18 protein-coding genes and 1 other RNA gene are annotated in these 20,559 nt (G+C 61.9%); 11 read left to right on the top strand and 8 right to left on the bottom strand.

Annotation, left to right across the window (positions count from 1 at the left end; all coding sequences use genetic code 11):
- Positions 1-14: 14 nt before the first annotated feature.
- The 3 genes from FB009_RS20445 to FB009_RS20435 form a co-directional block, all read right to left on the bottom strand.
- Complete coding sequence (locus FB009_RS20445) at positions 15-2,567, bottom strand: ATP-dependent helicase (RefSeq protein ID WP_011976167.1); 2,553 nt, start codon at positions 2,565-2,567, stop codon at positions 15-17.
- A gap of 104 nt (positions 2,568-2,671) precedes the next feature.
- Positions 2,672-3,103, bottom strand: coding sequence for a carboxymuconolactone decarboxylase family protein (locus FB009_RS20440; protein ID WP_011976166.1), 432 nt, complete (start codon positions 3,101-3,103; stop codon positions 2,672-2,674).
- Positions 3,104-3,122: 19 nt separating this feature from the next.
- On the bottom strand, positions 3,123-3,944 hold the full coding sequence (locus FB009_RS20435; RefSeq protein ID WP_011976165.1) for a cyclase family protein: 822 nt from the start codon (positions 3,942-3,944) through the stop codon (positions 3,123-3,125).
- Positions 3,945-4,265: 321 nt separating this feature from the next.
- On the opposite strand from FB009_RS20435, the gene FB009_RS20430 reads away from it, so the two are divergent.
- Together FB009_RS20430 and FB009_RS20425 are read left to right on the top strand one after the other, a co-directional pair.
- Positions 4,266-5,477 (top strand): efflux RND transporter periplasmic adaptor subunit, encoded by a 1,212-nt coding sequence (locus FB009_RS20430; protein WP_011976164.1) that lies wholly within the window; start codon positions 4,266-4,268, stop codon positions 5,475-5,477.
- Positions 5,474-8,608, top strand: coding sequence for an efflux RND transporter permease subunit (locus tag FB009_RS20425; protein ID WP_011976163.1), 3,135 nt, complete (start codon positions 5,474-5,476; stop codon positions 8,606-8,608). Before FB009_RS20430 ends, FB009_RS20425 begins: the two co-directional genes overlap by 4 nt.
- A 36-nt stretch (positions 8,609-8,644) precedes the next feature.
- Here FB009_RS20425 and FB009_RS20420 read toward each other — a convergent pair whose 3' ends face one another.
- Entirely contained in the window at positions 8,645-9,079 is a 435-nt protein-coding gene (locus FB009_RS20420) for a DUF1772 domain-containing protein (protein ID WP_011976162.1), read from the bottom strand.
- A gap of 529 nt (positions 9,080-9,608) precedes the next feature.
- Between FB009_RS20420 and FB009_RS20415 the strand changes: the two genes are divergently transcribed.
- Both FB009_RS20415 and FB009_RS20410 read left to right on the top strand, forming a co-directional pair.
- Complete coding sequence (locus tag FB009_RS20415) at positions 9,609-11,015, top strand: FAD-binding oxidoreductase (RefSeq protein ID WP_028054197.1); 1,407 nt, start codon at positions 9,609-9,611, stop codon at positions 11,013-11,015.
- A gap of 64 nt (positions 11,016-11,079) precedes the next feature.
- A complete protein-coding gene (locus FB009_RS20410) occupies positions 11,080-14,820 on the top strand; it encodes an AsmA family protein (protein WP_011976160.1) in 3,741 nt (1,246 codons plus the stop codon).
- A gap of 31 nt (positions 14,821-14,851) precedes the next feature.
- Here the strand turns inward: FB009_RS20410 and FB009_RS20405 are convergent, their stop codons facing one another.
- The 4 genes from FB009_RS20405 to ssrA all read right to left on the bottom strand — a co-directional run bounded on the left by FB009_RS20405 (position 14,852) and on the right by ssrA (position 16,513).
- Entirely contained in the window at positions 14,852-15,106 is a 255-nt protein-coding gene (locus FB009_RS20405; RefSeq protein WP_011976159.1) for a ribbon-helix-helix domain-containing protein, read from the bottom strand.
- Positions 15,107-15,176: 70 nt separating this feature from the next.
- Positions 15,177-15,392: a DUF4169 family protein gene (locus tag FB009_RS20400; protein WP_011976158.1), complete on the bottom strand. Its 216-nt coding sequence runs from the start codon at positions 15,390-15,392 to the stop codon at positions 15,177-15,179.
- A gap of 39 nt (positions 15,393-15,431) precedes the next feature.
- Positions 15,432-15,947, bottom strand: coding sequence for an SspB family protein (locus FB009_RS20395; protein ID WP_011976157.1), 516 nt, complete (start codon positions 15,945-15,947; stop codon positions 15,432-15,434).
- 204 nt (positions 15,948-16,151) lie between these two features.
- Positions 16,152-16,513, bottom strand: a transfer-messenger RNA (tmRNA) gene (ssrA, locus tag FB009_RS20390).
- A gap of 151 nt (positions 16,514-16,664) precedes the next feature.
- Here ssrA and FB009_RS20385 point away from each other — a divergent pair.
- The 7 genes from FB009_RS20385 (at position 16,665) to FB009_RS20350 (ending at position 20,397) form a co-directional block, all read left to right on the top strand.
- The gene (locus tag FB009_RS20385; RefSeq protein ID WP_011976156.1) at positions 16,665-16,973 is read left to right on the top strand and encodes a DUF2853 family protein; all 309 of its coding nucleotides are present in this window, start codon (positions 16,665-16,667) and stop codon (positions 16,971-16,973) included.
- Positions 16,974-17,492: 519 nt separating this feature from the next.
- The gene (locus FB009_RS20375; protein WP_011976154.1) at positions 17,493-17,699 is read left to right on the top strand and encodes a hypothetical protein; all 207 of its coding nucleotides are present in this window, start codon (positions 17,493-17,495) and stop codon (positions 17,697-17,699) included.
- A 10-nt stretch (positions 17,700-17,709) separates the two neighbouring features.
- Positions 17,710-17,952 (top strand): hypothetical protein, encoded by a 243-nt coding sequence (locus FB009_RS20370; protein WP_011976153.1) that lies wholly within the window; start codon positions 17,710-17,712, stop codon positions 17,950-17,952.
- Between the two features lie 49 nt (positions 17,953-18,001).
- Positions 18,002-18,220, top strand: a complete 219-nt coding sequence (locus FB009_RS20365) for a hypothetical protein (protein ID WP_011976152.1) — start codon at positions 18,002-18,004, stop codon at positions 18,218-18,220.
- Positions 18,221-18,323: 103 nt separating this feature from the next.
- Entirely contained in the window at positions 18,324-19,118 is a 795-nt protein-coding gene (locus FB009_RS20360) for a thymidylate synthase (RefSeq protein ID WP_011976151.1), read from the top strand.
- Between the two features lie 117 nt (positions 19,119-19,235).
- Positions 19,236-19,841, top strand: a complete 606-nt coding sequence (locus FB009_RS20355; protein WP_011976150.1) for a glutathione S-transferase — start codon at positions 19,236-19,238, stop codon at positions 19,839-19,841.
- Positions 19,834-20,397 carry a dihydrofolate reductase gene (locus tag FB009_RS20350; RefSeq protein ID WP_011976149.1) on the top strand — a complete coding sequence of 188 codons (564 nt, stop codon included), beginning with the start codon at positions 19,834-19,836 and terminating at the stop codon, positions 20,395-20,397. Before FB009_RS20355 ends, FB009_RS20350 begins: the two co-directional genes overlap by 8 nt.
- Positions 20,398-20,559: the final 162 nt, after the last annotated feature.

Genomic DNA, 20,559 nt, shown 5'->3' with positions numbered 1-20,559 from the left:
GGAAGGCTCCAGCTTCACGCCCGCTCGACAAACCCATCCAGCACGCGTTTCTGCCCGGCGCGATCGAAGTCGATCGTCAGCTTGTTCCCCTCGATCGCCGCGATGTTTCCGTTGCCGAACTTGATGTGGAAGACGCGGTCGCCGACGTTGAAGCGGGATGGTTCGGCCGTGGTCGACTTGGCGACGAGCTCGCCTTCGATGGTGCGGGTGCGAGGGCCCGATTCGCCGTAACCGATGCGTTCAACAGAGTGGCCGGACCGGGTGCCCCAGTTGTCGCGGGTGGCCTCCGAACGGTGCTGCTGCGCGCGCTTCCAGCCGGGCGTCTGGTAGCTGTTTTCGAATGGATCGGCCTTGTCGAATCGTGACTGCCCGTAGCCGCGACTATAGCCGCCATAGGAGGCCTCCTGTTCGGCGACCTCAACATGGGCGATCGGGAGCTCGTCGAGAAAGCGCGATGGAAGCGTCGACTGCCAGAGACCGTGGATGCGCCGGTTCGACACGAACCAGATATGGCAGCGGTGCTTGGCGCGGGTAATTCCGACATAGGCGAGGCGGCGTTCTTCCTCCAGCCCGGAGCGGCCGCCCTCGTCGAGAGCGCGCTGGTGCGGGAAGAGTCCTTCCTCCCAGCCGGGCAGGAAGACGGTACTGAATTCCAGTCCCTTGGCCGAATGCAGCGTCATGATTGAAACTGCGTCCATATTCTCGTTCTGCTCGGCGTCCATGACGAGGGCGACGTGCTCGAGGAAACCACGCATCGACTCGAAGGCTTCCATCGAACGGATGAGCTCCTTCAGGTTTTCGAGGCGCCCGGGTGCCTCCGCCGATTTGTCGGCCTGCCACATTGCGGTGTAGCCGCTCTCTTCGAGAATCTGTTCCGCGAGTTCGGTGTGTGGCGTCGTTTCGAGCAATGTCTGCCAGCGGCGGAAATCCGCGACGACGTCGAAGAGGGACTTGCGCGCCTTCGCTTTCAACTCGTCCGTCTCGATGATTTCGCTTGCCGCAGCCAGCATGGGGATGTCGCGGGCGCGGGCATAGTCGTGAAGCGTGCGGACGGTCGTGTCGCCAAGGCCCCGTTTCGGCGTATTGACGATGCGCTCGAAGGCGAGGTCGTCGGCCGGCTGACAGACGAGGCGGAAATAGGCCATGGCATCGCGGATTTCCATCCGCTCGTAAAAGCGGGGACCGCCGATAACGCGATAGTTGAGGCCGAGAGTGACGAAGCGATCTTCGAACTCGCGCATCTGAAAGGAGGCGCGCACCAGGATCGCTATGTCGTTCAGTTTGTGATTCTTGCGCTGGAGCTGCTCGATCTCCTCGCCGACCGCGCGGGCCTCTTCTTCGGAGTCCCAGGCAGCATGCACATGCACCTTCTCGTCCTCAGGATTCGTGCGTTCCGTAAAGAGCGTCTTGCCGAGACGGCCTTCGTTATGAGCAATCAGATGCGCTGCCGCGCCGAGGATATGTTCGGTGGAGCGGTAGTTGCGCTCCAGCTTGATGACCTTGGCGCCGGGGAAATCCTTCTCGAAGCGGAGGATGTTGTCCACCTCGGCGCCACGCCAGCCGTAGATGGACTGGTCGTCATCGCCGACGCAGCAAATATTTATTTGCTGCTGTTTGCTTGCGCTCACGCTGTCGCCGCTGCGCGGGGGCGCGCGATCGGGCGCGGCGGCCACCTGGCCTTGCCGGGCGTCGCCCGGACCTGCCGAGGCAGATCGCTCAGACGGCCGCGGCCGCTGGGCGAGCAGCCGCAGCCACATATATTGCGCCGTATTCGTGTCCTGATATTCGTCGACGAGGATATAGCGGAACTTGCCGTGATACTCCTTCAGCACGTCCGGATTGGCGCGGAACATGCGGATCGGATGAAGCAGCAGATCGCCGAAATCGCAGGCATTGAGCGTCAGCAGCCGATTCTGGTAGGCGGCATAGAGCTCGCGGCCCTTGCCATTCGCGAATGCGCGGGCATCGCCTTCGGGGATCTGCGAGGGGTCCAGTCCCTTGTTCTTCCAGGTGTCGATCATACCGGCGAATTGCTTGGCCGGCCAACGCTTGTCGTCGAGCCCTTCGGCCTGGATGAGCTGCTTGATGAGACGGACGACGTCATCGGTGTCGAGAATGGTGAAGTCCGACCTCAACCCCACCAGCTCCGCATGGCGGCGAAGGAGTTTGACCCCGATCGAGTGGAAGGTCCCGAGCCAGGGCATGCCTTCGACGGCGTGGCCGACGAGCACGCCGATGCGCTCCTTCATTTCCCGCGCTGCCTTGTTGGTGAAGGTGACGGCGAGGATCTGCGAGGGAAAGGCGCGGCCGGTCGAGAGGATATGCGCGATCCGCGTCGTCAGGACCCGCGTCTTGCCGGTACCGGCTCCGGCGAGGACGAGCACCGGACCCTCCAGTGCCTCGACCGCCTCACGCTGCTCCGGATTGAGGCCGGAGAGGTAGTCCGGCCGCTGGGCCTTGTCGCGGGCGGCCATGGCGCGTGCGGCGATCCCGCCGGTAGCAGCCGCCGCTTGCCGGGGAGCGGGCTCCTCGTCGAAGAAGGGAATATCGTCAAATCCTTTGCTCATGCGGCCCAATGTAGTGATTCGGGACCGAAAGGCCAGAAATGATGTTCTTCTTTTATTCCGGATACTTCACCCTTGCCGGCATGCCTGTGGAAAGAATGGCATTTTCAGGCTGGGCGTTCTGAAGCTTTTGTTTCGCCGGACGCATCGAACACCGTATCGACCGGAACCTGCAGGGCCATCGCCAGCTGGTTGGTCTTGGCGGCGAGCGAAATGACACGCATAAGATCCGCATGCTCGGCGTCAGTCATCCCTTTGACCTTCGCCGCGGCGGTGTGGGAATGAATGCAATATCCGCAGCCATTGGTTACGGAAACGGCGATATAGAGCATCTCCTTCATCAACGGATCGAGCGGCGACGGCATCGCCATTACCGTCTTGACCTCCGCCCAGGTACGCTCCAGCAGGTCGGGGTCGAAGGCGAGCCAAAGCCACATATTGTTGATGAAGTCCGATTTACGCGTGGCGCGAATGTCATCGAAAACGGCCTTGACGCGCGGATCGGCTTCCGGATCGGGCGGAGGGGCGACAGTGCTCATATTTTCCCTTTCCAGTCGCTCAAACGAGCGCGAAGACGCGCGCCGGTCCGCCCGTGCCGCCGCGGTGCTTCGGCGCGCCGAGAACGATCGTCGCACCCTTCGCCGGCAGCTTGTCGAGATTGGCGGCTGCCTCGAGCCCCCATCTGCCTTCCGGAAGCCAGGCATGATGGGTGGCGAAATCCGGCGAGGCGCCGTGATCGAGCGAGAGCGTGTCCACGGCAATGCCGGCCGCCTTGGTTTCCTCGATCAGGAGCTTGGCGGCTTCCGCATGAAAGCCGGGGAAGTGCAGCTTTCCGGCCGCGTCCGCATTGCGGAACTTGTCGGTGCCGAGATGATCAGCCCAGCCCGAGAGCATGGCGACGCAGGCGTTTTCCGGAATTTCTCCATTGGCGGCAACCCACGCCTTGATGTCATCCGGCGTTAGCTGCGCATCCGGATCGGCGGCCGCCTTCTCGCGGATGTCGACGACGCACAGCGGCACGACAAGCTTTTCGACGGGCAGCTCCGCCACCGAAAGTCCATCGGCGGAGAAATGCAGCGGCGCGTCGACATGGGTGCCGGTGTGCTCGTTTACCCGAAGCTCGAACAGGTTGAACTTGTGTTCGGAATATTTGAACTTCTGCTCCCGGAAGAATTGCTGCTGACCGAAAAAGGTCGGGAAGTCTTCGTGAAGCTCGTGGGTGAGGTCGGTGACGCTGCCATGGCCGGCGGCAAGCGCCGCAGGTGCGATCCCCATGTTCGCGGCGGCAAGGCCTGCCGTGGCGACCGCGGCGGCACGGAGCAATCCGCGCCGCGACAACATCCTTTGCTTGACCGACTCCAAGACGCATGCATCGCACATTGCCAATCTCCCTTGCGGCCAATCGCCCTGCGGCCAGTCTTCGTTCGCGACGAGTGCCGGTCCGAAACAGTCGCCGCCGCTGGACAGAATAGCCGAGCCGCGGAGGCTGTAAACATGCCGTCGCTTCGCCGTCGGCGCGTGCGGTGGACGGTTGGAGCAAGCGCCATCATGCGAACAACAAAATCGCTTTTATTACAATTGCGAAATGATGCCATTCCGAGATTGCCCGGCCGTCCGCAAACAAGGATAATCCGCACAAATCGGGACGTTCCATCGGGTGTGCGCACCCGTTGGAGCGCGCTTTTCTTTTTGGAGATGTGAATGCGCTTTTGGAATCAGCTCGCGATCAGCGTCGTCGTCCTCGCCGTCGGGGGCGCGGCCTGGGTGCGTTTTGCACCCGGAGCGGGCGAGACCTTGGCCGCGATCGGCGTTTCGCAGCCGTTGATCGATGCCCTGTCAGGGCCGCAGGACGGCCAAGCGGGACGCGGCGGTTCCGGTAATGCCGGCCGCGGGCAGGGCGGACGCGGGCAGGGGGGGCTTGGCGGCTTTGCGGACGTTCCGCTGGTCGTCGTCCGGCCGGCCGCGAGCTCACTCGTCAACGACAGACTGAATGCCATCGGCAACGGCGAAGCGATCCGTTCGGTTACGGTTACGCCGACCGCAACCGGAAACCTCACGGAAATACTGGTAAAATCGGGTGACAGGATCGCGGAAGGCCAGGTAATCGCCCGTCTCGACAGCGACGATCAGATGATTGCTGCCGAGCAGGCACGGTTGACCCGCGACAGCGCCCGGGAAAAAGTCGAGCGCTACCGCAATCTCAGCACCGCGCGCGCAGTGACGGCGGTCGAAGTGCGTGACGCCGAATTTGCGCTGCAGGCGGCCGAACTGGCGCTGAAAACGGCCGAACTCGACCTGAAGCGGCGCGATATCGCAGCGCCTTCAAAGGGCGTCGTGGGCATCATCACCGTCAATATAGGAGATTACGTCACGACATCGACGCCGATCGCGGTGGTTGACGACCGTTCGCAAATCCTGGTCGATTTCTGGGTTCCAGAGCGCTTCGCGGGCAAGATCTTCGTCGATCAGCCGGTGACCGCGAACGCGATCGCGCGGCCAGCCCGCGCACTCCAGGGCGTTGTTCATGCGATAGACAACCGCCTGGACCCGGAGAGCCGAACGCTCAGGGTCCGGGCAAGACTCGAGAATCCGGACGACATGCTGCGCGCCGGCATGTCCTTCTCGGTCACAGTGGCATTCGAAGGTGATCGTTATCCCACCGTCGACCCGCTGGCGATCCAGTGGAGCTCCGAAGGATCCTTTGTCTGGCGCGTCAATGGCGACAAGAGCGAGCGTGTGCCGATCAAAATTATCCAGCGCAACCCCGACAAGGTGCTCGTGGAAGCGGAACTCGCCGAGGGCGACCGAGTCGTCACCGAAGGCGTGCAGCGGCTGCGCGACGGCGGCGCCGTGCGCATTGCCGGCGAGCCTGCGGCCGAGGCCGGGCAGAAGGTTGCGGGAGACGCGCAATGAACATCGGCATGGGAGGTCATCATCCAGGCGGTGGGCAGGGCGGAAAGACGGGCTTCACAGCGCTCTTCATCCGCCGGCCGATCTTCGCACTGGTGGTCAATACATTGATCGTCGTGGCTGGCCTTGCCGCGTGGAACGGCGTGGAGATTCGCGAGCTGCCGCAGGTGGACCAGCCGGTGGTTTCCGTCACCACCGAATTCGACGGCGCCTCGCCGGAAACGATCGACCGCGAGGTGACGTCGGTCGTCGAAGGGGCCGTCTCGCGCGTGCAGGGCATCAAGGACATCTCGTCCACCTCGTCCTTCGGGCGCAGCCGGGTAACGCTCGAATTCTCCGACACGACCGATATCGGCCAGGCGGCCAACGACGTTCGCGATGCGCTCGGCCGGATCACCGGTCAACTGCCTGATGACGCCGACGAGCCTCGTATCGTGAAGGCGGATTCCGACAGCCAGCCGATCATGCGTCTGGCGCTGACGTCGGACACGATGAGCATGGACGACATGACGCTGCTCGTCGAGAACGAGATCAGCGACCGGCTGGCGGCGGTCGAAGGCGTTGCCGACGTCACCGTCTACGGCGATCAGGAGAAGATTTTCCGTATCGACGTGAACCAGGCGAAACTTGCCGGGCGCGGTGTCACCGTGGCCAACCTTCGCGAGGCGCTCGCGAATGCCTCCTACGATGTGCCGGCGGGGTCGCTGACGAGTGCAAACCAGGATATTTCCGTTCGGGCGACGGCTGATCTCCAGACGCCCGAGCAGTTCGAAAACCTGATGCTCGGCAATAATGTCAGGCTTCGAGACGTCGCGACGGTGACGCTCGGCCCGGATACCGGCACTTCGGCGCTACGCTCCAACGGCCGGGAGGGAATCGGGCTCGGCATCATCCGTCAGGCGCAGTCGAACACGGTCGATATCTCCCAGGGCGTGCGCAGCGTGGTGAACGCGATTTCCTCGGATATCCTGCCTCCCGGAACCGAACTCAAGGTCACCAGCGACGATGCGGTGTTCATCAACGGCGCCATTCATGAGGTCGAGATCGCACTTTTCGTTGCCGTTTTCATCGTCACCCTGGTCATCTACCTGTTCCTGCTCGACTGGCGCGCGACGCTGATCCCGACGATCACAATGCCGATCGCGCTGATCGGAACGGTAGCCGCGATCTATCTTGCCGGGTTCTCGATCAACATCCTGACCCTTCTGGCGATCGTGCTCGCGACCGGACTCGTCGTCGACGACGCGATCGTGGTGCTCGAAAACATCGTGCGCCGCCGGGCCGAAGGGCTCGGTCCGCGCGCCGCCGCCGTTCACGGTACCCTCGAGGTCTTTTTCGCCGTGCTCGCGACAACCGCGACGCTTGCAGCCGTGTTCGTGCCGCTCTCCTTCCTGCCGGGGCAGACCGGCGGCCTTTTCCGTGAATTCGGCTTCGTGCTCGCCTTCTCGATCCTCCTGTCCTCCTTCATCTCGCTGACGCTTTGCCCGATGCTGGCTTCGCGCATGCTGACGAAAGAGAGGCAAGAGCATCAGGGTGTGATGCAGCGGTTTGGCCAGCGCGCCTCCGCCTTTTACCGGGTGACGCTCGGTGCCTGCCTCAATGCACCGCTCATCGTCTTCGCCGTTGCGGCGTTCTTCACCGCCGCCGGCGCCCTGGGGTTCCTGACTCTCAAGTCGGAACTGACACCGAATGAGGACCGCTCCCAGGTCATGTTGCGCATCAACGCGCCGCAGGGCGTCTCGCTGGAATACACACAGGCACAGATACGTCGCATCGAGGAGGGCCTGCAGCCGTTGCTCAAATCCGGAGAGATCAGCAATGTGTTCTCGATTTCCGGACAGGGCGGATCGGCCAATAGCGGCTTCATGGTCCTGACGCTCGCGCAATGGGAAGAGCGCGATCGCACCCAAAGTCAGATCGTCGCCGACATCAACAGAATGACCGCGAAGATCCCGTCCTTGCGCGCATTCACCATCCAGGCGAACAGCCTGGGTATCCGCGGCGCCGGCAGCGGCCTTCAGGTCGCGCTCGTCGGCAACGACTACACGAAGCTCGGCGATGCGGCGGCCAAGCTCCTCAGGGCCATGGAGGACAGTGGCCGTTTCGAGAATGTAAGGCTGAATTACGAGGCCAACCAGGCGCAATTGTCGGTGACGATCGACCGCGAACGCACCTCCGACCTCGGCGTGGACATAGGCGGACTTTCCTGGGCGCTGCAGGCGATGCTCGACGGCAGCAGCGTCGTCGACATCTTCGTCGAAGGGGAAGCCTACCCGGTCAAGCTGCTTTCTTCCACCGAGCCGCTCAACGACCCGACGGATCTGCAGAATATCTTCATCAAGGCCGGGGACGGCCGGATCGTGCCGATGTCGTCGATCGCAACGATCGAGGAGAAGGCGGTGGCGCCGCAGCTTTCGCGCGAGTCCCAGCTGCGCGCCGTTTCGCTGTCGGCGGGCCTGAAATCCGACCTCGCCCTTGGCGAGGCGCTGTCGATGGTCGAAGAAATGGCCGAACCCATTCTGCCGCCGGGATCGCGGATAATGCCTCTTGCCGAGGCCGCGACGCTGGACGAGAACGCGAACGGTCTGTTCGTCACCTTCGGCTTCGCGATCGTCATCATCTTCCTGGTGCTTGCGGCGCAATTCGAAAGTTTCGTGAGCGGCCTCATCATCATGTCGACCGTGCCGCTGGGTCTGGCCTGCGCCATTTTCGCGATGATCCTGACGGGCAACACGCTGAACATCTACAGCCAGATAGGCCTCGTCATGCTTGTCGGCATCATGGCCAAGAACGGCATTCTGATCGTCGAATTCGCCAACCAGCTCCGCGACCGCGGACAGGACGTTCGCAGCGCCATAGAGAACGCAGCCAATATCCGTCTCCGGCCGGTCATGATGACGATGATCGCGACTGTCGTCGGCGCGGTACCGCTGGTGCTGGCAAGCGGTGCCGGTGCCGAAGCGCGCATCGCTCTCGGCTGGGTGCTCGTCGGCGGGTTGGGCCTGGCGGTGATCGTGACCCTGTATCTGACGCCGGTCGCCTACCTGGTCATCGCCGGTTTCACCAAACCGCATGCCGACGAGGAGCGGAAACTGGAGGAAGAGATGAAGGCGGCCGAAGTGCTGAAGATCTAGTCTGAGTGGCCGCCAAGTGGCCGCTTGGCGATATCGTCACAATGCGCTTGCTGCGGCAGTGAAATAGACCATCGTGGCGACCGCACCGAGCGCACTACGGCCGGCATGAAGCCTGCCCCAGCGGGCGATCAATTCGTGCGTCTCCGCATTCGCCTGATCCGGACGGGTCGTTTCCAGGCGTCGGTTGACCGGCATGATGACGAGCAGAGTATAGGGCCAATTGAGGATGATCACGGCCGCTCCCAGGGCCCAGAGCGCATTGCCGGTCTGCCACCAGGCCATAGCGCCAAGAAGGCAGGACACGATCGCAAGAGAAGCCTGCATCTCGAATCCACGCCGATAGGCGGGCACCCATTCCCGGAGGGCCGCGCCTGCGTCCAGCGCAAGCCTTGCAGGCTGCTCGGCCAGGTTGATGTAGATGGCGGCGCCGAAGAAAATCGCCGCGGTGATCAAAGCGAGCAGGCCGGACATGCGTTTCTCCTTTTCCGCATGACCATACTACAGCGCCGCGCGTCTTAGCAGACGCAGAAAAGTCGCTGTAGCACTTGGATCTGCTGAATGTTTTGTCCTTCAATCGGGCCGATTGAAGGACACATGCAGCAGACAGGCATGCAAATGAAAGCGTTCGCAGAAGCCGCACTTGTGACAAGCCGGTACCACCAGAGGGATTTTTTTGCCGCGGCGGCATTCTGAAGGGGTCACCTTCTGGACAAAGTGATTCCGATTTGCACAGTAGCGCATTGAAATGTAAGCGCTTCCGGCCGGACGGCTCTCGGCGGCGGGCGGAGGTGCCGACCATATGGTTCATCCATGAATACCCGATCGCATCGATCAGGGCCCAAGAGAATGGAATGGGGATGGGAGCTTGCCTATTTTCCTTCCCGCCGGACCGGTTGCCCTTATTTCGAGTGCGAATAAGGGATAGATTATGTGGGTGGCCCAAGGGCGCCTCTTCTCGGTGCTGGCGAAGGTGCATCGGGAGACGAGAAGGAGAGTTTTGGTGGCATTGAAGTCAATCGCGGCAGGGGTCAGGAACGAGACCGGCATTGCCGCGGCCAAGACCCACCTTGCTGCACGCTTCGGAGGCCGGTTCCAGACCGGCGAAGCGATCCGGGCGCAGCACGCCCACACCACGACCTATATTCCCGCGCAGCTGCCCGACGCGGTCGTTTTCCCCGAAAGTGCCGCCGAGGTGTGCGAGATCGTTGAAGTCGCCTGCGCGCATAGGGTGCCGCTCATTCCGTTTGGAACGGGCTCTTCGCTCGAAGGTCACCTCAATGCGCCTCACGGCGGCATCTCGGTCGACATGATGCGGATGAACCGCGTACTCGCGGTCAGTGCCGAAGACCTGGACTGCACGGTGGAGCCGGGTGTGACGCGCGAGGAACTCAACACTTACCTGCGGGATACGGGGCTCTTCTTTCCCATAGATCCGGGCGCGAACGCTTCGATCGGCGGCATGGCCTCGACGCGCGCCTCGGGCACCAACGCGGTTCGCTACGGCACGATGAAGGAAAACGTACTCGCCGTGACGGCAGTCGTGGCGGGCGGGCGCGAAATCAGGACGGCTCATCGAGCGCGCAAATCGTCCGCCGGCTACGACCTGACACGGCTCTTCGTCGGTGCCGAAGGGACGCTCGGTATCATAACCTCGATCACGCTGCGCCTGCAGGGAATACCGGAGGTGATTTCCGGCGGCGTCTGCCCGTTTCCTACGATTGCCGACGCCTGCAATGCCGTTATCCTGACCATCCAGTCCGGCATCCCGGTTGCCCGGATAGAGCTCCTGGATGCGTTGCAGATGAAGGCGTGCAATGCCTATTCGGGTTTGAGCTACCAGGAAACACCGACGCTTTTCGTCGAATTCCACGGCGGTGGGCAAAGCGTCGAGCTCCAGTCCCGCCAGTTTGCGGAAATAGCGTCGGAATTCGGCTCTCCCGGTTTCATCTGGACGACGAATCCAGAGGAACGGGCACGGCTCTGGAAGGCGCGGCACAATGCCTATTGGGCGCAGAAGAGCCTCATGCCCGGGCGAGCAATTCTCTCCACCGACGTTTGCGTGCCGATATCCAGGCTTGCCGACTGCGTCGCGGCGACGCACGAAGACATCGCGGCATATGGATTGGTCGCACCGATCGTCGGACATGCCGGCGATGGCAACTTTCATGTAGGGCTGCTTTTCGATGACACGGATGCGGCTGACGTGGCGCGGGCGGAGGCTTTCGTCGAGAGACTGAACGCGCGGGCGTTGTCCATGGATGGCACCTGCACGGGGGAACATGGGATCGGCCAGGGCAAAATGCCGTTTCTAGCAGCCGAACTCGGTGATGCGCTTGATCTCATGCGGCAGATCAAACGCTCGCTCGATCCCGACAATATCTTCAATCCGGGCAAGATCTTTATCTGAGGCTTGCAAAACCGGCTCAAAGCCGCAATGCAGAGGGCGAACGAACTGACGGGAATGTGACACGGTGCTGGCGCGAATACTGGTTACCCTCGGCGGACTGTTGGTTGTCGCGCTCTTTGCCGCGCTGATCGCACCCCTTTTTATCGACTGGACCAGCTTCCGTAACGATTTCGAGCGGGAGGCAAGCCGCATCATGGGCAAGCCCGTGGTGGTCCATGGCAGCGTCGATGCGCGTCTTATCCCGTTTCCCACCGTCACGCTCAACGACGTGCGCGTCGGATCCAGCGATGGCGGCCCGCCGCTGATCCAGGTTGCCCAATTTTCGATGAGTGCCGAGCTTGCGCCGTTCCTGAGCGGCGAGGCGCTGATCTTCGACATGCGGCTGGACCGGCCGAAGGCGCGGATACGCCTCCAGCCGGACGGCACGCTGGATTGGGCGCGGGGATCGCGCACGGCGATCCCCGCGCATACGGTCATACTGGAGAAAGTGGAGATCGCCGACGGCGAGATCGAGTTCGTGGACGAGCAGACGGGGCGCACGCGCCGGGTCAGCGATCTCTCCGCCGATCTCTCCGCCCGCACCCTGGCTGGACCATGGAGGGCCGAAGGCCGTGCGGCGCTTGACGGTGAGGTGGGCAGCTTCTCGTTCACGAGCAATGCCGTCGATGAAACGGGAGCCTTGAGCCTTCGGGCGCGTCTGGTGCCGGACGAACGGCCCTTCGGCGTGGAGCTCGACGGCAGTCTGAAAGTCGTCGATTTCCGGCCGGTCTATGCCGGCCGCTTCACCCTCACGGAGAATCGGCCAGCCAACGAGGTGAAGGCGGACGGCGCACTGCGCATCAACGGCGAGTTCCAGCTCACCAACGAAAGCATCCGCGTACCGGAATATCATTTCGAGATCGGGCCGCCCGACGATCCCTATATCGTCACCGGCGAGGCGACGCTCGATACAGGCAAGGACCAGAGGTTCCTGTTGATTGCCGACGGTCAGCAGATCGATGTCAGCCGCATCGGCAACTCCGGCAGCAGCGGCAAAACCGGGCGCGACCCAGCCATTTCGCTCCGCCAGCGGATCGACGCGATGTTGGCGATCGCGGCCGATATTCCGATTCCGCAGGTGCCGGGGCGGGCCAGCCTGAAGCTCCCGGCAATCGTTATCGGCGATACGACGGTGCGCGACGTCCGCCTCGATGTGAGGCCGGACGGCGCCGGCTGGATCGTCGACAATGCCGTCGCATTGCTGCCCGGTCGGACGCTACTGGAAGCCAAGGGACGGCTGAACCTCAAAGAACATCGATCATTCCGCGGCGACCTCGTCATCGCCTCCAACCAGCCGTCTGGTTTCGCGAACTGGCTGGCGGGATCGGTCGATCCGGCGATACGCACGTTGAAAACGGCCGGTTTCTCCGCGACCGTCAATCTGACCGACACTCTGCAGCAGTTTGAAAGTCTCGAAGTGGCGGCCGGTCCAGCGACGCTGCGCGGCAGGATCGAGCGCCAGTCCTTCGCCGATCAGCCGCCCGCTTTGTCCATGCAGTTGAAAGGCAACCACATAGACCTCGAGGCGCTTCAGGCCCTGGCCGGGCTGGTCGCCGGCGATGCTTCCACAGGGACGTTGCTGCAGCACTCGATCGCCGCCGACCTTTCCGCCGAGACGTTCTCCGCCTTCGGTGAGGAAGCACGTGATGTCCAAGCAGTGCTTACCTTGAAGAACGGTCAGCTGCAGGCCGAGCGGGTCGCGATCCGGGCACTTGCGGGCGCACAGCTCGCATTTTCCGGCCGGATGAGCGGTGGGCTCGAAAAGCCGGTCGTCTCGGCGAAGATGAAGCTTGCCGCCGAAGAGCTTACACCCTTTCTCGAAATGATCGGACGGCACAGCACGGCCCATCCGGCCTTGGCACGGCTTATCAAAGCTGGCTCCTATTACTCCGACGCCGCGCTCGACCTCACCCTGACGGCCGGAAACAAGGAGGGTAATGCACCGGTCACCTTTGGCGTGATCGGTACCGCCAGCGGAGGCAGGATAGCCGGTAGCTACCAGGCACCCGATGTCGCGCAGGCACTTTCCGGTCAGGGCATGCTGCTGGAGGCCACGCTCGAAAATCCGCGAACGGCCGTTCTGCTGGGGCAGGCCGGTCTGGATCCGCTACCCTTCGAAGCGGACGCCAACGGTATTCTTGCCATCAAGCTGCAGAGTACCGAGGGCTCCAAGGCCAACGGCGCCCTGAGCTTCACCACGGAGCGGACATCGCTTGCAGCAAACGGTGTTTTCGATCTGTCGCGCGCGCATTATCTCGAAGGCCAGGGAAAGCTCACCCTCAAATCCGAGGATCTCGAGCCTTATCTGCTGCTGCAAGGCATCGGGCTGCCGCAGATGGGCAGCGGCTTGCCGCTGACGGTCTCGGCTGAATTTTCAACCGATCCCGACAAGATTGCGATTACGGCAATCGAGGGCAGGGCAGACCGGAATGGTTTTGCCGGTGCGCTTGCGATCGACCGCAAGGTTCCCGGCAAGGCCGAAGGGGAGCTGGCGCTCGATACTCTTGATCTCGCCTGGTTGGCAGAAGGCATTCTGGGACAGGTTCACGACACCAGTACCGGGGGACTGGCGCTGGCACCGGTGGCGAAGCCAGCATGGACCGGGCTCGACATGGCGGTCAACATAAATGCGAAGCGGTTCTGGCCGGGTGTTTACGACCCGGTTTCCAACTTTGCCGGGCGGCTGGAATGGAAGGGAGATGAACTCGCCCTGAGCGATGCGACGGGGGACTGGCTGGGGGGCAAGCTCGAGGGACGAATGCACTTCGGCAACGCCAACGGCTCGGGTTATCTGCGCTCCCGACTCGATCTCAAGGGTGCCGATCTTGCCGAAGCGGGTTGGGTGCGGGCAAACGGCCCCGTCGCGACCGGCCGCTTCGACCTTGCGGTTGCGATGGAGGCTACAGGCGCAACGCCCGAGGCAATGGCGCAATCGCTCAGTGGATCGGGCACGGCGAGCTTCAACGGGCTTACCCTGAACGGGGTCAATACCGCGGCGCTGCCGCAGCTGATGGCTGCGGCAGATGCGATGAAGACCGATATCTCGCCGGAGTCGATCCGCAGGGCTGCAGAGAACTTGCTCTTTTCCGGTCAATCGGTGGTTGGCACGGTGAAAGTGCCCTTCGGCATAGCAGGCGGGACCGTGAGGGTTCAGAACGTCGCAGCGGGCGACGGCAACGCCGCTTTCAGCGGCGAGGCATCTTTCGACCTGCCCGAAGGCCGGATGGCCGGCACGATCGATCTGACCTTCCGCCCGGGCGAGGAGGCGCTGGCGGGGGCAGATCCGCGCGTCCGCTTCGGCTATGCCGGGCTGCTTTCATCGCCTGGCGTAACGGTTGACGTCACCGAGCTTTCGAACTTCCTGTCGCTCAGAGCCTTCGAGCGCGAGCGCAGACGGGTCGAAATACTGCAGGCGAATGTGCTCGAAAAGCAACGTCTGCGTCGCGAGGTCGCGCTCTACCGAGCGCGCGCGGCCGAGCGTGAGCAGCAGCGGTTGCGGACGATCGCGGAAGAGCGGCGCCGGCAGGCAGCGGCGGCAGAAGCGGCGCGGATGCGGGCCGAAGCGCAAGCGCGGGCGGCTGCCGCACGTCGCGCCGAAGACGAGGAGCGGCTGAGGATGCGGCAACTGCCCGCCCGCAGCATCGGTCGCCAGCAGGCGCCTGTCACACCGCCGCAGGATGCCGGTACCCGACAGCGTCAGAATGCTGGACCGCCAGCGGGTCAGGGTCTGAATTTCGATCTGCTTCCCGATATTACGGTGCGGTAGGGCGCAGTCGTTTCGGCGGGCGGCGGCCGACCTATGCCCCACCTGTCGCGTCGGCGCGTGCCTTGACCCAGGCGAGCACATAGACACGTAAGGCTGACGAGAGATTTCCTTCCTGGCCGCGACCGTCGTCGATTTCGGCGATCAGCCGCGCGAGCGGCATGTCACGGTCCTTCGCGATCGCTTTCAACTCCTGCCAGAACGGTTCTTCGAGAGTGAAGCTGGTGCGATGCCCGTGCAGGGTTGCCGAGTGTTTGACGACCTTTCCCTTGCTCGCAAACGGATTCAAGTCTCTGCCACTCCGAATCGGGAAACAGTCGCAAGTCCTTGTGCAGGAATCGTTTTCGGCGCCGCTGGCCTCACGGCTTGTTGCGATCGGGCGCACCGTCGTCGCCCGCCCGGTCGAGCCGCCCGTGATCGAGCGTCTTTGCGGTTTTTTCGTTCAGGGCTTTGGTGACGGATTTCTCGGCCTTGGTTCGACCGAAGGTGAGGCGATTCTGTTCGGCCTGCTTTTCTCTGGCAGTCCGAGCCTGCCGTTTGCGAAACTGGCGCAGATTGGTCACGTCGCCGGTCATTGTCGCGCCTCCTTCCAAATACTCGGCAGATGCAAGTACTCAGTTCTTCTTGCGGAAGGAATCGAGCGAGACGATGGAAGCGCCACCGCCTTTGGGACCGTCAGGCTTTTCGGTGTTTTCGTCCGTCACGCTCTCGGAGGTTTCCTCCACGGGATAAGCCGTTATCTCCGCCGAATCGGTTTCTTGCTCCTCGCTAGCGGCCACGTCGAACTCCAGCTCGAAATTCACGGAGGGGTCATAGAAGCCGCGGATCGCATTATATGGGATCACAAGCTTTTCCGGGGTGTCCGAGAATGAAAGACCGATTTCGAAGCCGGTCTCGGTAACCTTCAGATCCCAGAACTGGTGCTGGACGACGATCGTCATCTGTTCGGGGTACTTGGCCTTGAGGTGCTGCGAGATTCGGACGCCGGGTGCGCCGGTCAGGAAGGTGATGAAGAAGTGGTGGTCGCCGGGCAGATGTCCCGTGGCGGAAACTTCGGCCAACACCTTGCGAATGACGCCGCGAAGCGCGTCCTGCGCCAGAATGTCGTAGCGAATATGGTCCTGGCCCATTTGATCCCCGTTCTCTTCAAGTCACTTGGTGCATGATTCCTGTGACCGGAACTCCATTCAGGAAATCATGCAGCGATTCAAGGTGCTATAGCCGAATCTGCGCCTTGACGACATCGGCGCGGCAGCCTGCTCCTTCATTTGCCCGCCCAGTTCTGACGAGTCAATTATCGAGGCATCTATAGACCATTTCACGACGGGGGAGAAGGTGAAGGCTTCTGTTGCCAGGTGCCTTCGGACCCCGCCTTACGGTGCTACCCGGAAGGACTTGATTTGAAGTGTCGCACCGCCGTTAGGCAGCGAGACGTGCTTCAGCATAGTTGTCGTTTGCAACTATAAGTTTAGCCCGATAACGGTGGTACAATGCCGAGCAAAAAGTCGATCTTTACGCCCTTGTCGATCCTATTTCGCCCCCATCAAAAGCCGGTCTCGAATTCCGACCGGTTTTTGGTGGAGGCGCCGGGTACCGCCCCCGGGTCCAATGGGTTTATTGCATCGCCCGTTTATTGCCATAGCCGCCCGAAGACGGCACACGTCATATAGGTCTTTCCGGGGCCTAAGAAAAGGGCTGTCGGCGCGGAAATGACGGATTTATGTCGGTCTTGCCAGCTTAACGCGAAACGCCTTGACTTACACGAACGGCGTGAAAAACTCCGGCTGCTGCACGTGGTTCGCGTGAAGGACGGCAGCTTTTGATAGCAAGTGCTAAATGGAGGCTTTATGACTGATTATCTCGCAGATGTGCAGAAGTATGACGGCAGCGCCGACGAAGCAGTTGTCAACAAGATCGTGCGCCATCTCGGCATTGCCCTTCGCAACAAGGACTCTTCCCTTGTTTCAGCTTCCGATCCGAAGGAACTGGAACGCGTCAAGGAAAAATGGTGCGAGAAGAAGCTCGGCGTCAGCGGGGCCGAAGCAGATGCGGCGATCGCCGCTACGGCCACGGCGATGGCCGACGATCGCAGCAAGTCGCGCGTGACCTTTTACTATCTAGTGGCCAAGAATCTGGGCAAGCTCCAGACGCTTTGATCCAGTCTCCCATTCAATGCGTATATCGGCCGGCGACGTACCGCCAGGCGCCGGCGCCGCAAGCCCGGCGCCCACTTTCGTAGGCGCTGAACGGCTCCGCGATCCACCTTTCTGCTTGAACTATTCGCCTGCGCCGACGCTGTTCGGCCATAGCGACTGGTCTTTCCCGGCAAAGTATTGCGTATCTTTGCCGTTTGGCCGAGATCGATATGCCGCCCCAGCACCTGGAACACGCTTATTGCCGCATTCTCCGGATCGGCGGGTCACGTTTCCGCAAGGTTTTGTCGAAGACGTCGAGACCTGTGCCGCTCATCGTCACCTGGCTTGATTGCCGACAAGCAGCTGCATGCCTCTCCCGCCCTGAGCCGCTTCGGAAAATCATGCAACGGTTGAAACGCTGCAGACTGACTTCCGACGGAGGGCAAGGGATTGCGGAACATTCGCCGTCCGGTGCGGTTAAACGAGGGACACCCACGCAAGGCGCGCCTCGGAGAGAATTGCAGCGCAGGAGGAAGGCCGATGACATCGTCCAAACATCCGAAGACAAACCGCCCGAGTGACAAGGACCTCAAACAAGATCCCGGGATCGGCCGCACGAAGGGTATTCGCGGGCCGGCGGACTACGAAGCTCTCAAACGCGGCAACACCATCGAAGGCGATGTCGAAAACGACACGACTGCGCAAGGCGGCGCGAACCCGGACCAGCGCGGTCGCACGAACACGTAGGAGCAAGGCAATGGTCGGGAGAAAGACGCAAGAGCAGCAGAAGCGCGTGCTTCAGGGCCGCGAAAACACGGCGAACGCAGACAAGGATTTCAATGCCGAGGCGGATCTCCACCGTTCCGACGCCTTGAGGAAAGCTCAACGCCAGGGGCAGGATCTTAGCACAGAGCATGCCGATTCCCACGAGGAGGACGATCGCAGCATTCTTCGCGGAAAGAACCAGGAAAGTAGGCACCATAAGGGCGCCGGCGACTGAGGTGGTGCCGGAAGCCTGAAATTCCAGACAAAGATGAAGGAGATCCGTGATGGCCAACGCCAGCAAAAAGAACATGGGAAAACCCGACAAGGGCAAAGGTTCCGGCAGCGGCGCGCAAACCGAATTGCAGGAAGGCGTTCTGGGCGAGAACGAGGTCCTGTCGAACAGAGACAAGGCTCAGCATTCCGACTCGCGCGGTTTGGACGAGAGGGCAGTGAGGAACGAGCAGTATCAGGATCACGCCGCCAACCGGCGTCCGGCGAAGTGATCTCGCGTGCAGATTTCCGTTCCGGAAAACGACTTTGGGCCATTGGTTCGCGCGACGGTTCGTTCTATTTTCAAAACAACGAACGAATCGTCGGTTAAAATGCATGCGGCAATATCTCGATCTCCTCGAACATGTGATTGAAACGGGAACCGACCGGGGCGACCGGACAGGCACGGGTACGCGCTCGGTTTTCGGCTACCAGATGCGCTTCGACCTGTCGCAGGGTTTCCCCGTGCTGACGACCAAGAAGCTGCATCTGCGCTCGATCATCCATGAGCTTTTATGGTTCCTGAAAGGCGATACGAACATCGCCTATCTCAAGGAGCATGGCGTGCGCATATGGGACGAATGGGCAGATGAGAACGGCGATCTTGGGCCGGTCTATGGCTACCAATGGCGGTCCTGGCCGACGCCGGACGGCGGTCATATTGACCAGATCGCGACGCTCGTCGAAGGGTTGAAAACCAATCCGAATTCCCGCCGCCACATTGTTTCCGCCTGGAATCCGGCGCTTGTGGACGATATGGCGCTGCCGCCTTGCCATTGCCTCTTCCAGTTCTATGTGGCCGACGGAAAGCTCTCCTGTCAGCTCTACCAGCGCTCGGGTGACATCTTTCTCGGCGTGCCCTTCAACATCGCTTCCTATGCGCTTCTGACGATGATGGTGGCGCAGGTGACGGGGCTTGAGGCCGGCGACTTCGTCCACACGCTCGGCGACGCTCATATCTACCGCAACCACTTCGAACAGGCGCAGCTGCAGCTGACGAGAACGCCGAAGCCGCTGCCGAGAATGGAGATCAATCCAGCTGTGAAGGATCTATTTTCATTTAGATTCGAAGACTTTGAACTCACCGGCTACGAAGCCGATTCACATATCAAGGCGCCGGTGGCGGTATAGGTCGCGGTGACTTCAGCCCGGGTCCGCCCCGGATGACGAACGTGACCTGTCGCAGGTGGGCAGTCGTCGGAAGGCCGTCCATATTCGGCTCCTGGAAACGCTCCAACAGGAGGTTACATGCTTACGCTGATCCATGCGCCCTTGTCGCGTTCGTCGCGGATCGTCTGGCTGCTCGAGGAGCTCGGTGCCGAATACGAGATCCGCTACGTCAACATTCGCCGCTGGGACGGATCGGGTGCTCCCGACGAAAAGAATCCGCATCCGCACAAGCAGGTTCCGGCACTTCTGCACGATGGGACATTGATCTGGGAATCGGTCGCCGTCGTGCAATATCTGACGGATCTCTATCCCGACTGCAGCCTCAGCCGCCCGCCCGGGCACCCCGAGCGCGGCGCCTATCTGTCGTGGCTTGCCTATTATGCGGGCGTCATCGAGCCGACTGCCCTGGCGCATATTTCCGGAGTGACGGTGAACAATCCGGGGCTCGCCCGGCTGTACACCGAAATGTGCGCGCATGTGATCGAGGCGCTCACGCGGCACACCTATCTGCTCGGTGAGTCCATGAGCGCCGCCGATCTTTTGCTTGCAAGCGCATTGCAGTGGATGCGCAAGATCCTGCCGGAGAGCGACGTGATAGACCGCTACATTCGGGTGGTCACCGACCGCGCCGCCCTGGTTCGCGCACGCGAGATCGACAGCAAGCCGAGTGGTTTTCATGACTGAAACAGAACGGAACCCGGCGATCTTACCGAAGATCGTTATCGTCGTCGCCGTCGCGTTGAACGGGGTCATCGGCCGCGAGGGCGATCTCCCCTGGCGGCTGCCGACCGATCTCAAACGCTTCAAGGCACAAACGATCGGCAAGCCGGTCATCATGGGGCGGAAGACCTGGGCGGCAATCGGCAGGCCGCTGCCCGGCCGGCCGAACATCGTCGTCACCCGCAATCGCGCCTTCGAGGCTCCCGGAGCCGAGGTCGCGCCCTCCCTCGAGGCGGCTCTTGCGGTCGCACGGGAGCGGGCGGCGGCGATTGGGGCCGATGAGATTTGCGTTATCGGCGGCGGCGAGATCTACCGCCAGTCAATCGGCATGGCCGATGTCCTCCACGTTACCGAAGTGCAGGCCGAAGTGGATGGCGACACACGCTTCCCCGAGATCGACCCGGCGGTTTTCGAAAAGGTGCTCGAAGAAGACCTGCAAAGCGGCGAGAAAGACAGTCACGCTATGCATTTCGTGACCTGGCGGCGCCGTACTGCGCCGTCGCAGGAGACCGGGGCCTGAGCGGTCTTCCGCTCTTGTCCACGTTCTCGCCCTTCGCTGCGGCACTCCGGTGAACAAATTTAACGCATTTACGGTGAACTCGGCCGTATCGCGTTGAAAGCAATGCACATGATACCTATAACGGGTTCACATCGTGACCGGCCGCAATGCCTGCGGGGCGTT

This window comes from Sinorhizobium medicae (assembly GCF_007827695.1).
GTDB classification, from domain to species: Bacteria; Pseudomonadota; Alphaproteobacteria; order Rhizobiales; family Rhizobiaceae; genus Sinorhizobium; species Sinorhizobium medicae.
The sequence above is the reverse complement of the archived record's forward strand: the minus strand, read 5'-3'. Positions and strand labels throughout refer to the sequence as shown.